This window comes from Acidimicrobiia bacterium (assembly GCA_018057765.1).
Classification (GTDB): Bacteria; Actinomycetota; Acidimicrobiia; order IMCC26256; family JAGPDB01; genus JAGPDB01.
In genome coordinates, this window is record JAGPDB010000001.1 from 172,887 (window position 1) to 193,742 (window position 20,856).

Genomic DNA, 20,856 nt, shown 5'->3' on the forward strand with positions numbered 1-20,856 from the left:
GGTAGATATGAATAAAAAGATTAAATCAGTATTAATTGCCATTGCTATAGTTGTTGTATCTATAATTGCAATTAATGTTACGACGAATCACCAACCTTATGAAAACAGGTCTACTTGTGACTATAAAGGTGGCCCAACATCTGGTTTCGAAGATGAGAATGATTGCCCATATACAATCAAAGAAGCTAAAGAAATTACAGATTATCAAGCTTCACCTATCTTCACTAGACAACCTGTTGGGGTCATAATTTTTTTCATAGCAATTACAAGTGTTATAACAGTTTTAATAAAAGGTCTAAAAAACCCTAAAAATAATAAGGAATAAATGTTTTCAATTTCTGGTTGGGGTAAAGCTGTTCCAAAAAATACCGTTACAAATGATGATCTGTCAAAATATTTAGACACTAGTGATGAATGGATAACATCTCGAACAGGTATTAAAGAACGAAGAATTATTGATGAATCATTAGGTGAAAGCTCTTTGTCGCTTGCTGTTGAATCAGCTGAACAAGCAATGCTGAAGTCTGGAAAGATTTCTTCTGACATCGATTGCGTGATAGTTGCTACAGCTTCAGCAACCCAACCTATCCCCTCTATGGCATCAATAGTTTCTAAACAATTAGGAATTATTGCTCCAGCATTTGATTTAAATGCTGCATGTTCAGGTTTTGTTTATGCGCTTAGTGTAGCTGCCGGATTTTTTGAATTGAAATTATTCAAAAATATATTATTAATAGGTGTTGATACACTTTCAGTAGTCGTAGATAAAAATGATCGCTCTACAGCAATTCTTTTTGGTGACGGTGCAGGTGCTGTTGTCTTAACCTCAAATGACGATCCAAGCTCTGGTCTAATCTCTGCAGATATTGGTGGTGATGCTTCTCAATATGAAATCCTGGAAGTGCCAGCTCGACCAAATACGCAATTAAAAGATCAAGACGTCAAAGAAGTAATAGAACATTTGCATCCATTCTTAGTTATGAATGGTAAAGAAGTCTTTAAAGTAGCCGTAAGAGCTGTAGAAAAATCTATATCTCGTGCTTTAGAAAAGGCTGAGATGTCGGTAGATAAAATAGACCACCTTTTATTACATCAAGCTAATGTGCGTATAATCGATGCTATATGCGAACGTTTAGAAGTGAGTAAAGATAAGGCGCATATAAATTTAGATAAATATGGAAATACATCAGCAGCTTCAATACCAATATTGCTTGCTGAAGTTGCTGACAAAAATCGATTTAGTGACGGGGATCTTTTAGTATTTTGTGGGTTCGGTGCTGGAATGACATGGGGAACATGCATATTGCGCTGGAAAAATTAAGGAATATACAGGTAATTTAATGAATAATAAAACTGAAGACACTAAAACAACTATTGCACTTGTTACTGGCGGATCAAAAGGTATAGGACAAGCCTGTGTAATTGCTTTAACAAAATTAGGTTATCATGTTGCATTTTCATATGCATCAGATACACAAGGAGCTGAGCAAACTATTAAATTAGCTAGCGAATTTGGAGAAACACCACTTGCAATAAAATCTGATGTTTCATCATCAAAAAGTGTCGACGAAATGTTTAGTGAGATAGAAGACAAAATCGGCAACGTTACGGTTTTAGTTAATAATGCAGGTATTGCAAAAGATAATTTAGTTATGCGTATGAAAGATGACGAATGGAATGCTGTTATAGACACAAACCTTTCGGGAGCTTTTTATGCAATTCGTCGTGCTTCTCGTAATATGATGAAAAATAAATGGGGACGTATAATAAATATTTCTTCGATAAATGCATACGTAGGGCCGCCAGGACAAATTAATTATGCAGCTGCAAAAGCTGGCCTTATTGGTATGACACGTTCTGTTGCTAGCGAATTAGCATCACGAAATATTACGGCAAATGTTATTGCGCCAGGTGCTATAGATACGCCAATTTGGAGTGAAACTGCTCAAGAAAGAATTGAGCAAATTACAACTAGTATACCTTTAGCTAGGTTCGGTCAACCAGAAGAGATAGCAAGTGCTGTAGCATTTCTAGCGTCAAAAGAGTCAAGCTATATAACTGGTGTCGTATTGCCAGTTGATGGTGGCGTAGGTATGGGTACATGATTAAATTTCAATTAAAGTTCAATACTTGTAAAAGAAGAGCAAACCATTTTATTTGTAATAAAGTATATGACCAAACAAAGAACTTGTTTTAGAATAATATATTCAAAAACTTAAAGATGTAAAACAAATCTAGATAAAACTAGTAAACGAAAGAGGAAAAATGGAACGATCAGAAATAGTTACAACAATAACTGAATTAGCTGTAGAACTTTTAGGAGTTGACGAATCTAAAGTAACAGAAGCAGCACGCTTTAAAGAAGATCTAGATGCAGACAGTCTTGATATTGTTGAATTTGTAATGGGTATGGAAGAAAAATTTGATGTTGAACTTCCAGAAAGCGAAGTTGAAGGTGTTGCAACTGTTGGACAAGCTGTTGACCTTATAGTTTCAAAACAAGGCTAATTTAAAAAAGGTAATCAGGTAGGCACAAATGATTGATAGAGAAAATTCGAGACGAGCTGTAATAACAGGTATGGGTGTAAAAACTCCTGCGGGTTGTGATATAGAAACTTTTTGGTCACGTATTAACTCAGGAGACTCTTGTGCATCAAAAATTAAAGGATTTGATGCTTCAAAGCTAAGTGTTGACTTTGCTTGTGAAGTTGACAATGAAGAACTTAATTTAGACAAATATGTTAATACCAAAGATGCACGTCGACTCGATCGATTTACACATCTTGGTTTAGCTGCAGCTATAGATGCAATAGATCATTCTGGTATTAAAGACTCACCATACGATCCTTTTCGTGCTGGTGTAGTTACCGGTACAGGTGTTGGTGGTATTTCAACGCTTGAAGAACAATGGTCTGTTTATCAAGAAAAAGGACCTGGCCGAGTTAGCCCATTTTTCGTTCCTTCAATGATGGCTAATGCTATTGCTGGTCATGTTTCAATTATGGCTAACTTTGCGGGAGTAAATATAAATATTACAACTGCTTGTGCTGCAGGTTCTCATGCTATTGGTGAGGCTGCGCGTCTTATATGGGACGGTACTTGCGATGTTGTTTTGAGTGGTAGCGCTGAAGCTGGTGTAACACCTTTGGTTGTTTCAGCATTCGCAAAAATGGGAGCACTCAGCAAACGTGTTGATGATCCTAAAGCTGCTTCTCGTCCTTTCGATAAAGATCGTGATGGTTTTGTGATAGGTGAAGGTGCAGGTTTTATGGTTGTTGAATCACTTGAATCAGCATTAAAGCGTGGTGCAACAATTTATGGCGAAATCGTAGGTTATGGACGTAGTGGTGATGCTTATCATATAACTGCTCCACATCCAGAAGGTGGCGGAGCGGGACGAGCTATGAAAATGGCTTTAGATACTGCCGGCGAAAAACCTAGTTTTGTAAAACATATTAATGTTCATGGTACGTCTACCCCACTTGGAGATATTGGCGAAGCAAAAGCTATCGATACTATTTTTGGAGAAGATGCACCACCAATAACTAGCACCAAGGGTGTTACAGGTCATTTAATTGCTGGTGCTGGATCAGTCGAAGCAATTATTGCTGTACTAACTATTAGAGACAAATCTATACCCCCTACTGCTAATCTTGATAATAAAGATGAGCGTATTGAATTAGATGTTGTAAGTGGTCAGCCTCGTAAATATGATGGTGGACCTGTAATGTCAAACTCTTTTGGCTTTGGTGGACATAATGCTGCTGTGCTCATTGCTCCTTATGAATCATAACTAGTATAGGTATATGGAAAATAAATTCGCTCCTATTAGTATTTCTGATAGATCAGTATTTTTAAATCATCATAGTGCTGTAACTTCATCATCTATAGAAGAAATTAATGGCCGTAAAGTCGTTGTACTTAAAGTTGGTGGCGGATCTCGACATGGTGCCATTACAGCGTATGATGCTGACACTATGAAACAAAGCGTTCAGTTAAGTGGAAAGCTTGGAATACCTTTTCTTACTGTATTAAATACTTCAGGATCTGATATCACTGAAGGTCCAATAGGTTTACACGTTTGGGGTTCTTTCGCAGGCGAACTTGCACGCTTAAGTGGAGTTGTACCAACAGTTGCAATTGTTACGGGTGCATGCGTAAGTGGACCATCGCTAATATTAGGTTTGGTAGATTTTGTTATAACTACTGCCGATGCTTTTGCTTATGTAAGTGGTCCAGGTTCAGTACTAGAGTTCACAGGGGTATCTGTGACTAAAGAAGAAATTGGGTCTCCTACTCTTCTTGCAAATTCTGGGGTTGGATCTTTGTCAGCACAAGATGAGGATGAAGCAATTGAAATCTTTGAATCATTGTTAGAATTTTTACCTGATAATCATCTTTGCGATATTCCTATTATACAAACTGATGATGAAAAAGAACGCGAAACTAAAATAGCACGCGAAACTGTTCCTGAAAATGCTCAAGCCGGTTATGATATGCACGATGTTTTAAACGATGTTTTTGATCTAGATAGTGTTTTAGAAATTCGTCCTACTTATGCACCTAATATGTTGACTTGTTTCGCATTATTAAATGGTCGCTCTGTTGGTATAATAGCTAACCAACCAATAGCTCGAGCTGGAACTATAGATATTGAAGCATCGAGAAAAGCAGCACGTTTTGTTTCGATATGCGATGCCTATAATATTCCTATAGTGACTTTTGTTGATACTCCTGGTTTTGAGCCTGGTAAAGATTTAGAATGGCGTGGAATGATCCGCCATGGTGCCGAATTAGTTTATGCTTATGCACAAGCAAGTGTACCTAGGCTATGTTTGATAATTCGAAAAAGTTATGGTGGTGCTTACATTGTTATGGATTCGAAAAACCTTGGGAACGACTGGTGTGGTGCATGGCCAACTTCTGAAATTGCTGTTATGGGAGCAAGTGGTGCTGTTGCAATTTTGAACAGAAAAGAAATAGCTGCTTGTGATAATGAACAAGAACAAGCAACATGTCGTGAAGGTTTGATTAAAGAATATGAAACTAAATTTTCTAATCCAAATCAAGCAGGAGAATTGGGTTATGTAGATGCAATTATTGAACCTTTAGCTACCCGTTCTATATTAATTCAGGTATTGGAATCACTGATTTCTAAAAAAGAAGAACCAAATATGCGCAAGCACGGTAACTCTCCCCTTTAAAAACGACAAGAGCCTGCAAGGACGGACCCTGCAAAATTAGGACAGACACTGCGGTTTTGTTTTAAAAATGAAAATTTGACTAAATCATAGTTAATTACGTAAAATACCTAGATGACTAGAAATTCAAATGCAAATATACCTTTATCTCTACAAGTTAGGTATGTAGCTCAGGCTATGAATCCATTAAATGTACCAAGAAGATTTTTCAATTGGAAAAATAATACCTCATTTAGAAAAAAAAATAATGCTTTAGGTATTGCACTGATGCTACCAGGATTTGTTTCAGTGCCTGCTGGATCTGTCATGTCTATGAAATATGAAGGGATTGTAGCTGATTGCAATATTCCGTTAAAAAATTTACATGCTGAAATGAGGGATCCTAGAACAGTGCATGAACCAGAAGTTTGTAAGGCTGCGCGCGAAGCAAGTAATCATGGAAAAGATATTTTATATGCAGGAATCGCGGAAATGACAGCCGCAACTACCCTCATTGTGTTAAGAGACTCTCCATTAAATAAACGAAGACCAGAATTATCATCAATTACTCCATAAAAGAATTATTATAATTAAGACAAGTTTTAAGCGAAACAAAATATTGATTTATTCAAATACTAAATAGTGATCAAACTGAATCTTGAACTTCTTTAGATAGGTCTTTTGCTTTATAAGTGAGTATTGAAGCGACTAATCCTGCAAGGACAGTAGCGAATATTATTGCTACCTTACCTATAATCAGCATCTCTGCATTTTCTCTTAAAGCAACATTAACTAGATACAAAGATAAAGTAAAACCAATTCCTGCTATAGCTGCACTAATAAGCATATGCTGATTATTACAATTCCTAGGCAATACTGTCCACTTCTTTTTTACTGAAATCATTGCAGTATAGTAAACACCTAATATTTTTCCAATTGTTTGAGATGTGAGCAAAGCCCAAAATAATGGTGCTGATATTATTGATGTTATTGTCAAACCGGATAAGGACACACCAGCATTTGCTAAAGCAAATAATGGCAATATCATAAAATTTACTACTAGCGTTAAATGTGTTAATAATTTACGACGTATTTTATATTTATGTATCTTTTCAGGGAGTATAAAACCAAGTATAACTGCAATAATTGTTGGAGATAATTTACCATCCAAAATTGATAACATGGCTAAGCCTCCAATGTCATCTATTACAACAAATGCAAGAACAAATATTCTAAGCTCACTAGGAATTTTGCTTGAGAAAAAGCTTAATAGAGCAAGCGCGAATACAGCATCTGTTGCAACCGGTACTGGCAATGAATGAAAAATTGTGGACGCATCAGTAGAGGAAAAAAAATGTGTAGCTATTGCCCAAATGAACATAAAGAGCATCGGTATTAACATTCCACCTAATGCACAGATAAATGGAAGTCGCCTTTGTTCTTTCGTCCTAAGATGACCATGGGTAAATTCATGCCTAATTTCTAACCCAGCAGCAAAAAAGAATATAGACATCAATACTTCATTTACAAAATCAATTCGTGATAAATGGCTAATACCAATACCATTATCCCAAAATTCAATATAAGAAGATGAAACATTAGCGAAGATAATAGCCAGAATTGCAACGAGTAAAATTAACCCACCCGCAGTTCGTTGAACTTTAGTGCTGAGCTGGTGAGAAGTAGCGAAAAGTCGTTTATAAATAAATTCCATGTACCAACAATTCTAATAGTTATATCTTAGATAGGATCTTATAGCGATTTTAATATTTCTTCGGCAAATGGAACAGTGTCTTTTGGAGATATTTTATATTTCGCACCTGCAATTTTTCCTTTTTCATCGACTACAAAACATGACCGAATAATTCCCATATATTTTTTTCCGTACATAGATTTTTCTGCCCAAGTACCATAGCTTTCTGACACATGGTGTTCATGATCAGCAAGCAATGGGAAACCCAAAGTATATTTATCATCAAATGTTTTTTGTTTTTTTGATGTATCTGGTGATACTCCGATTATTTTAGCATTAAGACTATTTAGATCACTAGTAGCATCTCTCAATTCACAGCTCTGGACTGTACAACCAGGTGTGCTTGCACGTGGGTAGAAATATATTACATAAGGCGCTCCTCTGAATTCCTTTTCAGTACGCATATTTCCGTCTTGATCTTCACATTTAAAACTTGGTGCCTTGTCGCCTACTTTGAGTTCCATCATTCTCCCTATTCTTATATACATATTAATAAAAAAAGGGGAAGCAATGCTTCCCCTTTCAATAATTATTTTTTTATTTATTAAAGTTTTAGATCTTTTGGAATCATAACTGTATCTATTAAGTGAATAACACCATTTGATGCATTAACATTAACCAAGGTAACGTTTACTACTTGACCAGTATCTGTAGTCAAAGTAACGTTTCCATCTTTGATACCAACAGTTAGTGTTGAACCTTCAACCATAGTAATTACCTGACCATCGCTTAGATCTGAAGACAAAGCTTTTGTTGCAGCAACATGGTATGTAAGTACTTGTTTTAAAGCATCTGGATTAGCTGCAAGCGCATCTAATGTTGCTTTTGGAACTTTAGCAAACGCAGCATTAGTAGGTGCGAATACTGTGAATGGTCCTTCGCTACTTAAAGTATTAGCAAGTCCTGCTTTGACAACTAAATCTACAAGTGTTGAAGCGTCTGGGTTACCTGATGCAATTTCAACAATAGTTTTTGAGTTACTACTCATTATTTTATCTGCTGGAAGACTACTATCGTCTTTCGTCATCATTACATCATCTTTTTTATCCATATCTTTAGACTTAGATGTTTCTTCTTTTTTAGATTTCTTATCATCTTTAGTATCACTATTATTGCTACAAGCAACAAGCACTAATGATAGAGCCAACATGGCTACTATTACTTTAAATATATTTTTTCGCATTTAAGCTCCCTTTTAAGAGTTACACCAGTTTTCCTGGATATATATATTACGAAGCAAAAATATTTCTTGGATTAATTTTATGTAGATATTTTTAAGGTATCTTTTGGCGAATTTTCAGAAAATGGTACAAATGCTCCCATTGTGGTTACAAGTTGTTTAAGCTCAGAATCGCTTTCTACTCTAATATGATTTTGATTTACAACAATCTCAGTTAAAATAGATTTTTCTTTGTTAGAAGTCGATGACCATCCAGCATAATTTCCTACAGTAAACCCTTGAGCATCTGAAGGTCTCTCGAATTCGCAAGTAATAGGATAAGAATAGATATCTATAAAATCCCTTGAATTATCACCAGTCTTTAAAAACCTTTGCAAAACTTCTTCACAACCAGTAGCGGTTTTAGTTGCCGGAATTAACTTTACAGATGTTCTTTTATAGTTGATAGGTACATTAATTGGTTGGTTTACATATCCTAAAGCAACAATCTTCTTCACAAATCCTTTGGTCAACCTGACATCCGTCGAAGGTGAAGATTTTTTATCTTCAGAATCGAAAACTCCACTAACGAATACAAATGCTATGGCAACAACAATTATTATCGTAGCAATCGTAACTAATCTTTTATTACGAGCTATCTTTTCATTCAACTTTTGTGATCCTTGTCGTACCATGGATACCTTTCCTGTTTTAGATCTTTCGACTACGCTAAGGATGAAGAATCAATAGCTTGTCTTAAATCTGATACAAATTTACCTATATCATCTAAATCATTTGGCTTGTTCATCAATTTTGCAACAATAGAAGACCCAACAATTATTCCATCACAATATTGCGAAATTTCTTTCGCTTGTTCGGCTGTCCTAATTCCGATTCCGCAATAAGAAGGTTGAATTGTATTTAATTCTATATCCTTGAAAAATTCTATTATTTCTTCATCAAAACTTACTTCTTGACCAGTTATACCTTTGAGTGCAATGGTATAAAGAAAGCCTTCACTTTTATCTAATATTTCTTCTTTACGAACATCATTAGTTGTAGAACTAATCAATTGTATATGTGAAATATCTGTATCATTTAATGTTTCATCTAATAAGAAGGACTCTTCATATGTCAGATCTGGAATAATTAGTCCGCTTATATTTGCGTCATTACAACTTTGTATAGCTAAATCTAATCCATGTGAATATAAAATATTCATATAGGTCATTACTACCAACGGCCTTTTAAATTTTAGCTCACTAAGTTCAGCAAGTAATTCTAAAGTATGACTGCCATTTTCAATTGATCTATATGATGCTTGAGCAATTATTGGGCCATCCATTGTTGGATCACTAAACGGGAGTCCAATCTCAATAATATCTGCACCGTTATCTATACATACAGCAATTGCTTCTTTCCAATTTTCTATACCAGCAGTAATGTATATTACTAATGCTTTATGTTTTGAAGTCTTCATCTCATTACAATAATTAGATAATGACTTATTTAATTTTTCAGACATTGCGATTCTTCTTAATTTCTTCAACGTAAGTAATAATCTGTTCATTGAAATCTTTATTCAATGTATAAACATCCTTATCACCACGACCAGACATAGTAATTACAATTTTTGATTTTTTTTCACAAATATCTTTTGCATTTCGGAGTAACCAACCAATGACATGCGCAGATTCTAATGCGGGGATTATACCTTCTAAAACCGAACATGCTGCCATACCGTAGAGTGCATCATCATCAGTTGCATTTAAGTATTGAGCACGACCCTGCTCGGACAAATATGCATGTTCAGGACCTACGCCTGGATAGTCTAAACCGGCAGAGATAGAGTGAGCTTCTTGGATTTGGCCATCATTGTTCTGAAGGAACATAGATTTCATACCATGTACAATTCCTTTGCTACCTTCGCCAATAGCAGCACCATGCTTACCTGTGGCAATTCCGTCACCTGCAGGTTCAATACCAATCAATTTTGAATTCGTATTTATAAATCCAGAAAAGGTACCGATTGCATTAGAGCCACCGCCAACACATGCCACAACATAGTCAGGATCACGTTCAAGACGAGTACGAAATTGTTCGCGTGTCTCATCACCGATGACTCTTTGAAATTCACGTACCATGTAGGGAAAAGGATGAGGTCCCATAGCGGAACCTAAACAATAATGCGAATCATCTATACGAGATACCCAGGATCGCATTGCCTCGCTCACAGCGTCTTTAAGTGTTGCACTACCACTCTCTACAGGGATAACTTTTGCTCCCAACATTTTCATTCGGAAAACATTTAATTCTTGACGTGCAACATCGACTGACCCCATATAGACAGTACATTCCAAACCAAACAAAGCAGCAACAGTTGCACAGGCCACTCCATGTTGCCCAGCACCTGTTTCAGCAATTAAATGGGTCTTACCCATTTCAACTGCCAATAATCCTTGACCCAATACATTATTTATTTTATGTGAACCTGTATGATTTAAATCTTCCCGCTTTAAATAAACTTCGAAACCACTTACTTTTGAAAGGTTTTCGCAATAAGTTAGTGGAGATGGCCTCCCTGCATATTCACTTAGTAGTTTCGCAAATTTTGTACGAAAACCAATATCATGCCAGCATCTTTCAAAAGTTTCTGAAATATCGTCTAATGCACTAATAAGTGTTTCGCCGACAAATCTACCTCCGAAATCCCCAAAATACCCGCCAGAGCTAGGTTGAGGACCGGGAGCATCTAGATGTACACCGTTAATATCAACTTCTAGATTATTTACATTTAAATCCATACATATTTCCAATAGTTACTCGACGCTTAATTTAACAACATTTTAGTCGAAACAATTCAATATATTACATCTAGTTTGATTTCAAATAGTGATTATTGGCCGTCGTCTGCCCAATCATAGATTAATGAAGCGTTTGATTCATCATCATAATCTTCACTATTTTTTTCTTTTTGAACATTTTCAGATTTTTTATCAACAGATTTAGCAATATCTATAAATTTTTGCATCTTAGATGCATCTTTTTTTCCTGGTTTAGATTCAACACCAGTAGCGACATCGACGCCGTATGGTCTTGTTCGACGTATTGCCTCTTCGATATTATCTGGGTTTAACCCACCAGCAATCATCAACCTAATTCCACTTGGTGCATTATTTACTAAACGCCAATCGAAAGTACGGCCACCACCTGGGGTTTGTGCATCTAATAAAATGATGTCAGCTGGCGAATTACCTGCACTTGATAGATGCGGATCTTCTGCTTGTAGAGCTTGAATTACAAATGGTAATCGCTTTCGAATCCATCTAACTTCACTTACAGGTTCACGTCCATGTAGCTGCGCTCCACTCAATCCAATTTGCGTGACTGTTGAAACAATCATATCTGGATTCTCATTTTTAAATATTCCAACAGTAACTGTGCCATGCGGAAGTCTTTTGATTATTGATTCTGCTTCAGTAGTTGAAATTTTCCTTGGAGATCCATGGACGAAGTTAAAACCTAAACAATCGGCTCCCATAGCAATGGCTAGTAAAGCATCTTCTTCATTAGTAATTCCACAAATTTTTACAAACACATTCTATTCTATCTTTTTTCAATGACTAAATATGTCGTATATCTTTAATAAATTTAATAGAGTTACCACTTTGGACAAGAGCTTGGCCTATTAACAGGGCATCTGCACCATATTCATTGGCCACTTGAGCGTCGGAAATAGTGCTTATTCCTGATTCCCACACGTTCACAATATCTTTATTTCTATTTAGGAGTATATATTTCATTGCTTGTGTATCTTCTTTAAACGTTTTTAAATCTCTAGTATTTATCCCAATAAGATTTGCCCCAATAATCTCATTCGCATATTTGTATTGAGAGCTATCGTGTGCCTCCACCAGCACTTCTAACCCTAAAGATTTAGCAAGTTTATAAAATATGGCGAGTTTCTCATTACCAATGGCATCAATTATTAGCAATATTGCATCTGCACCCATTAGATAACTTTGAAAGATTTGTCTCTCATCGACTATAAAATCTTTGCGTAGTACAGGCAATTTAATTGAATTTCGGACATTTGCTAAATCGTCTGTTTTTGCGCCAAAATATTCTTCATCTGTCAATACAGATACTAATGCTGCACCACCTTGTTCATATTTCTTTGCTAACGCACATGGATCAACTATTTGAGCCAATTCACCTTTACTAGGAGATTTTCTTTTAATTTCAGCAATAACATCAAGATTATTTGTCCATTCTATTTTCCTAATATCAGTTCTAGGATTTTCTTTAACTTTTCTCTTATAATTATCTAAACTATCTAATTTCTCGACTTCACTTTTCTTTGTCTCAATTATTTGCTCTAGATAGTTCATACCTAAAGTTTAGCCAGAAAAAAATATTAAAACACTGTGAAACGAACCTCCGCAACTTTACCAAAGATAAAGGTCAGGACAGAGAGTGAAACAGTCGATTCAACATTTTTAGCATTTTCAGTATTTTTAGTATTTTTAGTATTTTCAGCATTTTCAGCATTTTTAGTATTTTCTACATAATCTAATTCTGCCTACAAAGTAACTCTAAATATTTAGTACTACCAAAAGGCACTTTTTGCTTTACAACCCCATGTGCTCCTAAAGCAGTAGCCATCATGATTGTTTGATTTCCGAATACCTCATTTATATCATCTATGGTTTCTGTTATCACTTCGTCTTTAAGACGATCGTGGAAGAGTTCTAATTGCATATTAGTTTGCTCGGCTTTATGTAAATGATAACAAGTGATACTCGCCATTGAAATTATTTTATCCTTTGGACGTTGGTTAAAAATCAACATTGCATTTTCGAATAATTTCCTATCATCGCCAAATGGTTCTTTAAACAAATGTCTTTTATACCAGCTATCACCGTCTTTAAAACCCAAGTAAACATATATTCCTTTTGCCATAACTTCGTTATATCGAAGTTTTTTTGCTGTTGTATAACACAGATAAGAGAATCGTTTTACTAATTCTCTTTCATCTTTAGTCCGTACATTAAAAACGTGCTGACGACCAACGTTGCCTAAATTAGTTTGGACATCGTCAACTTCATAACCGCGCATTCTTTGATGCCAATGTATACCTATGATGCTTTGGAAAACATATTTCTTTAAAACCCGTGGTGGAGCGTTCAAGAAATCTATGGGACTGTCTATACCTCGACGGTTTAATCTTGCTTCAAAACGATTAGCAATACCAGGCAAATCAGTAAGTTTAAGACTCCGGTATTTATCTTCGAGATTATTATGGTCAATAACAGTTAGCCCATCTGGCTTATTAAAACCTGCAGCAAGTTTTGCCAAAAACCTATTTGGAGCAATACCAATATTGCATTTCATCCAGCAGCCTAGATCTTGCCTAAGGCGATCTTTCATTTCATAACCAATATCTTCTAAAGAACGATTATTAATATTATTTCTTGTTCCATGAAAGTCGACTATTCCTTCGTCGATACTTTTCATCTGTACTTTTGGAGAATAACTTTTCATAATTGCCATAAGTTTTTCGTAGGCATAATGATATTTAGGAGGATCTGTTTCGACGACTATTAGGTCAGGTATCATAGCTTTGACTTCATCAAAACGCATGCCGACTTTTGCGCCACGAAATTTCGCTTCATAGGAAAGTGCAACCATACAGCACGCTGGACTGATACGATTCGTCACGCCAACAGGACGACCGCGTAAATGTGGGTTTGCTTGCTGCTCAATAGTTGCAAAACAACTATTGAGGTCAATATGCATGACGTTTGGCTCTTCTTTATTTAAATCATCATTTACATAGCCAAAGCGAATATCATACATATGTTCGTATTATAACTATAGGGTGTGACAGTCGTCAAATCCGTTCAAGAAATCTTGCGATACAAGGCTAGTCGTCTACAACAACCTTTGAAATTAAAGTCCAAACAAGTCTTTCTGCGTCTAACTCTATGCGATAATTAGCTAGCCCATCGGACATGTCAAAGATGTGAACCATCCTGTTACCTTTAGTAGTCGGATGACGTAAACCGAGTTCAGTAAACTCCACCGTCTTGCCCCTATGTTTAATCTTTCTTGGGAAACAATAGTCTTGCTCACTTGCACCTATATTAAAAATGCATAACACTTCTATTCTTTCATTTATCAAGTCAGCGTCTATGCTCGCCATAGCCTGGCCCTAAACACGAAAGTTACCATTAACTTTATCTATCTGGACAACAGGCACTTTTTCTCCTGAAGGATCGAGTACATAAACGTTGTCCTTGCTTTGTTTCAATAGCTCGCTACCCTTCCTAGTAAATCTTCCAATAGCAGTGTACCTACCCATATACTTTTCAAAATCACCCATATCTACATCACTTAATAAAGACGACGTAACGGACCCTATTGCTTGGTTTCCTGAAAAAACTTCTAAACCTTCCAATTCCTTTTTATCAACGCAAAGCGCAAAATAAGTAAATGGTGTAGAAGCTGAACGTGAATCAATGCGACACACCAATTCTTGGCCTAAGAAACATCCTTTGTTAAAAGAAACAGACTTTTCTTCAAGCCCTGCTTCTTGCGCTATTGAATTATCTCCCAAATCTTTAAATACTGAAACTGCTCCATTTGATATTCGCAGATTTGTGTAATGGTGTTCATCACTAACTTCCACATTTTGATTTTTTGGTGATAATGAAAGCATTAAACCAATTTGGCCAAATAAGTTTTCATCGATGATAATGCTATCCTCTAAAGTCTGATCTGCAATTTTTGCGCTATATTTATCCGTAACATCCTCGATAGTTGCTTTGGTTCGTATCAAAAACCGCGCCAGAGAATCTTTTAGACTAACCACTCTATTTGGTTCCGATATAAGCAGAAATTCATCACTATTTAAAGAATATACATAAAATGCGTATATTGTCTTACCTGCTGGATTCAAGAGTAAAGATGTTTGTGATGTACCTACCTTTAACGTCTCAATATCCGCACTAATTATCGCTTGTAGAAATTTCCTAGATTCCTCACCACTAATGAGTATGATATTTGGTGAAATATTGATGGTTTTAGTTTTAAAAGTCATTTGTTTACTCTAATTGTATATAAAATCCATTACAACTCTTGGTAATTTAAATTACATTATTGCCACTTTTACAGGATAATTGTAGAAAAGAACCTTGCATATATTACTAGTTAGTAGTTTAATGTAAGTATGACGACCAGTGTAAATCGTCCCACTAGATTGCCGAGAATAGTTCGCCCCGATATAGAGGCGGAAAAAGATCGTTTCTATTTGGGTCTTGTTGAAGGAAATGCTAACACAGGCGAAGGCCCGTGTATCCGTGTGGGCTATAGAGTTCCACTTCCTACGCATGGTGATGCAAGGCCTGAAGACAGAGAATTATCCAAATCAAAATTAGTAGCTATCGCTAATGAACCCATTAAAGACGGTTTTATCCAGCCAGAGCGTAAACCTGCAACCCTTACCGTATATGGTATGTCAAGAAACGCATCAGACGATTCAACATATACCTTTGCAATGGCGCTAGGAATAGTCGACGGTGCTGCATATGGAAGAATTATAAAATCTCAAGATGGAATAAATACCAAATTTCAAGGTCGGATTATGAGTAGGGATTTACAAGGAGGACTAGCGACAGACTTTGATGGCTTCTCAACGGGTCATTCTAATCTCTTTTGCATAATCGACCCTAATACAGGAACACTAACAGACATTGACTTAGGGTTATTACTTAAGTTAACAGTCGATGCTGGTACGATCCCGCTAGAAGGTCATGGCCATAATGTGGAAATATCGGATAAAGATGTTCGGATACTACAAGGAGGTGAAGAAGTAAAACTAGGATTAGAAGAGATAGCAAGAATAGCTGAAGGTCTAAAATTTGACGCGCCTAGTACACCTTCAACGATTCCTGAACACCAACCACCTTCCGGTCACTGTATTGTATACTGACATATAACTATAATATTGAGATGTCAAATACTATTACTGCTGAATTATCTTCTATATCAACACAAGCTCAAGAACTTTTAGATCGCATAACTGCTTTAGGCGATCAATATCGCCATACTCCAGATTCTCTATTTGTTGCAGAATGTAATACTGCCGAAAAAAGTCTTACACATTCAATTAGAGCAATAGAACGAGCTCAAAAACTCATTTAAGGATTCGTCGAATTTATACTTTTTACCCATGTAAGGTCCAAACCTAAAGTATCTCGAAAAACTCTGTGTGAATTTAATGCTTTTTAGCCTTGTCAAATTTTCCAAAACTTGGACAGATATCTGACAGGAAACAAATATTGCACTTTGGTTTTTTAGCATCACAAATTTGACGACCATGTTCAATTAAGCGCAAAGAGAAATCGCCGCCTTCTGATGGGTCAATTAGTTTATTTAATTCGAATTCAATTTTTACTGGATCGGTTTCTACGGTGATTTTTAGCCTATTGCATAATCTAGATACATGGGTATCTACAGGAATACCTGGTTTAGCAAATGCAACATGGAGAATGACATTTGCAGTTTTACGACCAGTTCCGGGCAATGTGACAAGATCTTCCATATTCTCAGGGACTTCCCCACCAAAAGCTGAAACTAATCTCTGAGCCATAGCTATTATATTTTTTGCTTTATTATGAAAGAACCCAGTTGATTGGATCAATTTCTCTACGTCGACTTGTGATGCACTTGCTATGTCGCTGGGATTTGGATATTTTTTGAAAAGCGCAGGAGTAACTATATTTACTCTTTTATCAGTACATTGCGCACTTAAAATTGTTGCAACTAGCAATTGGTAAGGATTTTCATGATCTAATGCACATTTTACGACAGGATAAAATTCCTTTAATCGTTTATTTATTTCAGTTGTTCGCTGTTTATATCCCCTTGGACGAGCCATAACTACACAATACATGAGATAATGTATCTATGACGATTGATAACGAAAAATTGCTCGATATTGTGAGTAATCGTAAACCTAAAGAAAAGCCAAAACAAAGTATATATTCACTAAATTTAGATGCATTAAAAGAATGGTTTGAAGCTAAGGGCGAAAAGTCCTTCAGAGCAAAACAAGTAGTCGACCAACTTTTTGAAAAAAGAGCACCTTTAGAAGAAGTGACCACATTACCTAAAGTATTGATTGATGATCTTAAAAAAGATTTTGGCTACGCTTTGGAAGTTCAGACACTAGCTGTTTCTAAAGATAAAACAAAAAAATGGTTGTTTAAATTACATGATGGTTTATTTATTGAAACTGTATTAATGGAATATGCTGGAAGAGCAACAGTTTGTGTATCTTCTCAGGCAGGTTGTGCAATGGGATGCACATTTTGTGCAACTGGACAGGCTGGCTTTGACCGTCATTTAGAGGTAGGAGAAATATTAGAGCAAGTAGCAAGAGCTTGTCATAGTACTAGTTCTCGAATTTCCAATATTGTATTTATGGGCATGGGAGAACCATTGGCTAATGTTGATGTTGTTTATAATGCCTGTCAGCGTTTAACGCGAGATTGGGGATTCTCAGCTCGCCATATTACTGTTTCCACTGTTGGAGTTGTACCTGGTATGAAAAAAATGGCCAAATGGGAACTACCAGTAACATTAGCAATTTCTTTGCATTCTCCATATGATGATATGCGTAGCGAAATGATTCCTTTAAACAAAAGATATGATATTGCTGAGGTATTAAAGGCTGGAGAAGAAGTTTCATATTCTCACGGCCGTAGGGTAAGTTTCGAATATTGTGCAATTGATCATAAAAATATTAACGATAAGTGTGCTCACGAATTAGGCAACTTACTTAGAGATTTTCAAGGTGCTGGTGGTGCCCATGTAAACATAATCCCTCTAAATCGCACTAAAGGTTTTAATGGTAAGGCTCCTCGGCATGTTGAAATACAGAAATTTGCTGATATCGTAGAAAAATATGGCGTAACTGTTTCCATCAGAAAAAACCGTGGTACTGATATTGATGCAGCATGTGGTCAATTACGTGAACGCGAAACAACAAAAAATAATTAATCTATTAATTAGAAGGAATAATAGTGTTGGAATACCAAGGTTTATTAAATGGCCAACTTTTTAGATAGGTTTTAATATCGCTATAGAGTAATTCGTATTTTCCAGAATCAAATGCTTTTTGAGTCACCCACCAGCTCACGTCAACATCAGCTCCCATTGGTGTAATTATATCTTTATTTATTACACCAATCGGATATAAATAAAAACAACCAGCATATTCACCATTAAGTGCTCGGACAACAAATGCCATCGATCGTCTAGCTTCATTTTCTTTATTATGCCATTGTAAATCTTCTTCATTTTCTTCAATTGTAAATCCTTCAAAAGGCCATTGTGAATTTCGCGTTCGATTTATAATTTCAATACTTGACATAAATGCTTTGTAATCTTTCACTAGATGATCAATATTAAGTAATTCGATTGTAAAATTAGTGGATTCAAACTTAGGTATCTTAAAATCAATATTTAATTTCCAATTTTCTGGCAATGTGTTATTTTCCATGGGTAAATTTTACACCTTATTGAACTAGTCTATATAAATGAATAATTCTAAATTTGTTTGGTATAACCAATTTCTTCCTCAGACTTTAATGAGTGCAATGATACTTCTATATTTTAGAGGTGCTTTAGACCTTATTTTCAGCTTAAGAAGTATGTCTGTTTTATCGTTAATAGTTTTTGGTGGATATATACTTGGAGCATTTGGTATTGCTAACTTGCGTTGGTGGGGAATCATTATCGGTGTTATATCAATAGGTTATGTATTTGTTCAAGTAACTTTTATTGCACTAAAAGAAGGAGCATCAATATTTGATGTATTGGGTTTTTTCTTTAATTCAACACATATCATAAATACTTTATTTGATATAGCAATCATAGCTTTATTGGTACACCCAATGTCAATAAATTATGCAAAGCGAAATTTTACAAAAAGAATTCCGTAAACCAAATAGATTTTTCTCAATTTGACTCACGGTGTTTAGTAACTTTTTCCTAAGTTCTTTATAAACGTCGGATTTAAGATAGATTACTTAAAATCAGGATGGCCTAATTCGCCATATAATTCATCAGCAGTAGCCCAACCAAAAGCAACAACGGATTCGCCCTTTGTGTAGTCATTATTACCAACAATTTCTAAAGCCACTTTATTAGTAGATTTAATTGGCGCTGTATAAAAAAGCGGAGTTGATTTTTTAGACTTTTTAGTATTAAAAGTCTTTTCATCGAATGTAGACTCACAATCAAAACGCTTTGCTAAATGTCGACCCCAGTTACGTTCTTCTCCAGTAGGAGCATACCCAGGACGAGGAACGACATCTTGTCGTTGAGCCAAAAATGCATATGTTGAAGGAAAAGCAAGTCTTGTACCAATAAGTACATCTTCGTCGGGAAACGAGATGGCACTTCTTCTGTATAATTCTGAAATAAGTAGTTCTGCAGTTTCTTTACATTTCTTACCCGGACGGATCGCACCGAAGCTCCATAGTGTTGCGGGAGTACCACCAATACGCTCTAGAGAGCCAAATAGGAAACCATCAAGTCCTGCGTTACGAGCAGTAACAATAATTGTATACTTCTCGACGTGTTCATCGATAACAGAGTCTGGGATAATATAACCAGATTCACGAATTAGCTCACCAAACTCATCGAGCTCAGCAGGTTTTAAAGATACGGTGTCGCGGGATTCAATAATCATTAACCATCAATTCTACAACAAAATCAGCTTATGCGCGAGTCGGTTAGAGTATTATATACGACTTCTAAGCTATATCTAGCTCAAAATCATATATTCGGTGGTTTATATTCGATTCTTGAGCTGCATCACCATATTGAAATCCAGACCAACTCAAGACTATAGGGTCATCGCTAACATACCAAGTAGCGTATTCATTAGAATATCTTTTTAGTAGTTCTAATGCTCGTAATTTCGTATCAGCATTAAGACCTCTTAAGGCATCATCAAAAACTATTGGTAAAGTCACAAAACCTGTTTTTGGTCTGTTAGCAAGGATTTGAGATATTACACTAACAACCTGATCAGGTGTTAGGCCTCCTATAATATCATCTGATTTTAGACATTCATTTCGTTGTGCCAAATAGTTTGCTTTTTGAAGTATAAGTTCTTTACGCAATATTGCTTGTGAACCCTGTACGTTAGTAGAATCTGCATAAAGTGTATAGTTTGTAAATCCAGCCTTATTTAGCTCTTTAGTTAAATTTTTCTGCGCAACATCTAATTTCTTCCAATTATGTTTCGTAGAATTTCTCTCCGCTAAACGAGTTGCTTCAACTACTTTTAGTTGTGCTTTCTCTATAGATGGATATTTTATATCTACTTTGTCAACATCTAATTTATTAAATTTCTCTTCAACAATCGCAATATATGTTTCAATCATTCCTAACAATAAATTATTCGAATTATGACATTCTTTCTCTATCATTTCTCTAGTAATTATTATTTGATCTACACTTCGATCTGATTCAAACATTACAAGTAGTTCTTTTGCAATTTCTTTAGCATTATCTTGTTCATTGACTACAGTGAAATGTCCATTAATTAATCTCATGTTCTTCTCCAATATTTGTTAATAGATATTTCGACAATTTATTAATTTACTTAAAAGATTGAATAATTATTCTTAATATTCTCACTATTAGTGATATTTGAACCATTCTTAATTTTTATAATATCTGTGATT

The 20,856-nt window shown here is 35.6% G+C and carries 27 protein-coding genes; 12 read left to right on the plus strand and 15 right to left on the minus strand.

The features are described 5' to 3' along the window. The first annotated feature begins 7 nt into the window (after nucleotides 1-7). The 7 genes from KBF89_00900 to KBF89_00930 all read left to right on the plus strand — a co-directional run bounded on the left by KBF89_00900 (nucleotide 8) and on the right by KBF89_00930 (nucleotide 5,756). On the plus strand, nucleotides 8-325 hold the full coding sequence (locus KBF89_00900; protein ID MBP9114886.1) for a hypothetical protein: 318 nt from the start codon (nucleotides 8-10) through the stop codon (nucleotides 323-325). Further along, on the plus strand, nucleotides 326-1,321 hold the full coding sequence (locus tag KBF89_00905) for a ketoacyl-ACP synthase III (GenBank protein MBP9114887.1): 996 nt from the start codon (nucleotides 326-328) through the stop codon (nucleotides 1,319-1,321). A 19-nt stretch (nucleotides 1,322-1,340) separates the two neighbouring features. Continuing rightward, entirely contained in the window at nucleotides 1,341-2,105 is a 765-nt protein-coding gene (gene fabG, locus KBF89_00910) for a 3-oxoacyl-ACP reductase FabG (protein ID MBP9114888.1), read from the plus strand. Between the two features lie 160 nt (nucleotides 2,106-2,265). After that, the gene (acpP, locus tag KBF89_00915; GenBank protein ID MBP9114889.1) at nucleotides 2,266-2,508 is read left to right on the plus strand and encodes an acyl carrier protein; all 243 of its coding nucleotides are present in this window, start codon (nucleotides 2,266-2,268) and stop codon (nucleotides 2,506-2,508) included. Nucleotides 2,509-2,536: 28 nt separating this feature from the next. After that, nucleotides 2,537-3,793, plus strand: a complete 1,257-nt coding sequence (fabF, locus tag KBF89_00920; protein MBP9114890.1) for a beta-ketoacyl-ACP synthase II — start codon at nucleotides 2,537-2,539, stop codon at nucleotides 3,791-3,793. A gap of 13 nt (nucleotides 3,794-3,806) precedes the next feature. Then, entirely contained in the window at nucleotides 3,807-5,204 is a 1,398-nt protein-coding gene (locus tag KBF89_00925) for a methylmalonyl-CoA carboxyltransferase (protein MBP9114891.1), read from the plus strand. Nucleotides 5,205-5,315: 111 nt separating this feature from the next. Further along, complete coding sequence (locus tag KBF89_00930; GenBank protein ID MBP9114892.1) at nucleotides 5,316-5,756, plus strand: hypothetical protein; 441 nt, start codon at nucleotides 5,316-5,318, stop codon at nucleotides 5,754-5,756. A 70-nt stretch (nucleotides 5,757-5,826) separates the two neighbouring features. Here KBF89_00930 and KBF89_00935 read toward each other — a convergent pair whose 3' ends face one another. The 8 genes from KBF89_00935 to KBF89_00970 all read right to left on the minus strand — a co-directional run bounded on the left by KBF89_00935 (nucleotide 5,827) and on the right by KBF89_00970 (nucleotide 12,483). Next, entirely contained in the window at nucleotides 5,827-6,894 is a 1,068-nt protein-coding gene (locus KBF89_00935; GenBank protein ID MBP9114893.1) for a Na+/H+ antiporter NhaA, read from the minus strand. A 38-nt stretch (nucleotides 6,895-6,932) separates the two neighbouring features. Beyond that, on the minus strand, nucleotides 6,933-7,397 hold the full coding sequence (gene bcp, locus KBF89_00940; protein MBP9114894.1) for a thioredoxin-dependent thiol peroxidase: 465 nt from the start codon (nucleotides 7,395-7,397) through the stop codon (nucleotides 6,933-6,935). Between the two features lie 80 nt (nucleotides 7,398-7,477). Next, nucleotides 7,478-8,116 (minus strand): fasciclin domain-containing protein, encoded by a 639-nt coding sequence (locus KBF89_00945; GenBank protein MBP9114895.1) that lies wholly within the window; start codon nucleotides 8,114-8,116, stop codon nucleotides 7,478-7,480. A gap of 77 nt (nucleotides 8,117-8,193) precedes the next feature. After that, nucleotides 8,194-8,787 carry a hypothetical protein gene (locus KBF89_00950; protein ID MBP9114896.1) on the minus strand — a complete coding sequence of 198 codons (594 nt, stop codon included), beginning with the start codon at nucleotides 8,785-8,787 and terminating at the stop codon, nucleotides 8,194-8,196. Nucleotides 8,788-8,816: 29 nt separating this feature from the next. Further along, a complete protein-coding gene (trpA, locus tag KBF89_00955) occupies nucleotides 8,817-9,617 on the minus strand; it encodes a tryptophan synthase subunit alpha (protein MBP9114897.1) in 801 nt (266 codons plus the stop codon). Further along, a complete protein-coding gene (gene trpB / locus KBF89_00960) occupies nucleotides 9,610-10,896 on the minus strand; it encodes a tryptophan synthase subunit beta (protein MBP9114898.1) in 1,287 nt (428 codons plus the stop codon). The genes trpA and trpB overlap by 8 nt, the downstream gene beginning before the upstream one ends. A gap of 92 nt (nucleotides 10,897-10,988) precedes the next feature. Beyond that, nucleotides 10,989-11,690 carry a phosphoribosylanthranilate isomerase gene (locus KBF89_00965; protein MBP9114899.1) on the minus strand — a complete coding sequence of 234 codons (702 nt, stop codon included), beginning with the start codon at nucleotides 11,688-11,690 and terminating at the stop codon, nucleotides 10,989-10,991. A gap of 25 nt (nucleotides 11,691-11,715) precedes the next feature. Then, nucleotides 11,716-12,483, minus strand: a complete 768-nt coding sequence (locus tag KBF89_00970; GenBank protein ID MBP9114900.1) for an indole-3-glycerol-phosphate synthase — start codon at nucleotides 12,481-12,483, stop codon at nucleotides 11,716-11,718. 36 nt (nucleotides 12,484-12,519) lie between these two features. Between KBF89_00970 and KBF89_00975 the strand changes: the two genes are divergently transcribed. Then, nucleotides 12,520-12,663, plus strand: coding sequence for a hypothetical protein (locus KBF89_00975; protein MBP9114901.1), 144 nt, complete (start codon nucleotides 12,520-12,522; stop codon nucleotides 12,661-12,663). Between the two features lies 1 nt (nucleotide 12,664). On the opposite strand, the gene KBF89_00980 is transcribed toward KBF89_00975, so the two are convergent. The 3 genes from KBF89_00980 to KBF89_00990 all read right to left on the minus strand — a co-directional run bounded on the left by KBF89_00980 (nucleotide 12,665) and on the right by KBF89_00990 (nucleotide 15,194). After that, nucleotides 12,665-13,951, minus strand: a complete 1,287-nt coding sequence (locus tag KBF89_00980; protein ID MBP9114902.1) for a hypothetical protein — start codon at nucleotides 13,949-13,951, stop codon at nucleotides 12,665-12,667. A 67-nt stretch (nucleotides 13,952-14,018) separates the two neighbouring features. After that, nucleotides 14,019-14,297 (minus strand): hypothetical protein, encoded by a 279-nt coding sequence (locus KBF89_00985; GenBank protein MBP9114903.1) that lies wholly within the window; start codon nucleotides 14,295-14,297, stop codon nucleotides 14,019-14,021. 9 nt (nucleotides 14,298-14,306) lie between these two features. Then, nucleotides 14,307-15,194, minus strand: coding sequence for a hypothetical protein (locus KBF89_00990; protein ID MBP9114904.1), 888 nt, complete (start codon nucleotides 15,192-15,194; stop codon nucleotides 14,307-14,309). Between the two features lie 129 nt (nucleotides 15,195-15,323). On the opposite strand from KBF89_00990, the gene KBF89_00995 reads away from it, so the two are divergent. Then, a complete protein-coding gene (locus KBF89_00995) occupies nucleotides 15,324-16,085 on the plus strand; it encodes a hypothetical protein (protein ID MBP9114905.1) in 762 nt (253 codons plus the stop codon). A gap of 20 nt (nucleotides 16,086-16,105) precedes the next feature. After that, complete coding sequence (locus KBF89_01000; protein MBP9114906.1) at nucleotides 16,106-16,297, plus strand: hypothetical protein; 192 nt, start codon at nucleotides 16,106-16,108, stop codon at nucleotides 16,295-16,297. Between the two features lie 73 nt (nucleotides 16,298-16,370). Here KBF89_01000 and nth read toward each other — a convergent pair whose 3' ends face one another. Further along, a complete protein-coding gene (nth, locus tag KBF89_01005) occupies nucleotides 16,371-17,048 on the minus strand; it encodes an endonuclease III (protein ID MBP9114907.1) in 678 nt (225 codons plus the stop codon). A gap of 14 nt (nucleotides 17,049-17,062) precedes the next feature. On the opposite strand from nth, the gene rlmN reads away from it, so the two are divergent. Further along, the gene (gene rlmN / locus KBF89_01010) at nucleotides 17,063-18,157 is read left to right on the plus strand and encodes a 23S rRNA (adenine(2503)-C(2))-methyltransferase RlmN (protein MBP9114908.1); all 1,095 of its coding nucleotides are present in this window, start codon (nucleotides 17,063-17,065) and stop codon (nucleotides 18,155-18,157) included. Between the two features lie 4 nt (nucleotides 18,158-18,161). Here the strand turns inward: rlmN and KBF89_01015 are convergent, their stop codons facing one another. After that, nucleotides 18,162-18,659, minus strand: a complete 498-nt coding sequence (locus tag KBF89_01015; protein MBP9114909.1) for a hypothetical protein — start codon at nucleotides 18,657-18,659, stop codon at nucleotides 18,162-18,164. 37 nt (nucleotides 18,660-18,696) lie between these two features. Here KBF89_01015 and KBF89_01020 point away from each other — a divergent pair, with 37 nt between their 5' ends. After that, nucleotides 18,697-19,101 carry a hypothetical protein gene (locus tag KBF89_01020; protein ID MBP9114910.1) on the plus strand — a complete coding sequence of 135 codons (405 nt, stop codon included), beginning with the start codon at nucleotides 18,697-18,699 and terminating at the stop codon, nucleotides 19,099-19,101. 83 nt (nucleotides 19,102-19,184) lie between these two features. Here KBF89_01020 and KBF89_01025 read toward each other — a convergent pair whose 3' ends face one another. Together KBF89_01025 and KBF89_01030 are read right to left on the minus strand one after the other, a co-directional pair. Continuing rightward, nucleotides 19,185-19,853, minus strand: a complete 669-nt coding sequence (locus tag KBF89_01025) for a hypothetical protein (GenBank protein ID MBP9114911.1) — start codon at nucleotides 19,851-19,853, stop codon at nucleotides 19,185-19,187. Between the two features lie 64 nt (nucleotides 19,854-19,917). Continuing rightward, complete coding sequence (locus KBF89_01030; protein MBP9114912.1) at nucleotides 19,918-20,724, minus strand: hypothetical protein; 807 nt, start codon at nucleotides 20,722-20,724, stop codon at nucleotides 19,918-19,920. Between the last annotated feature and the right edge of the window lie 132 nt (nucleotides 20,725-20,856).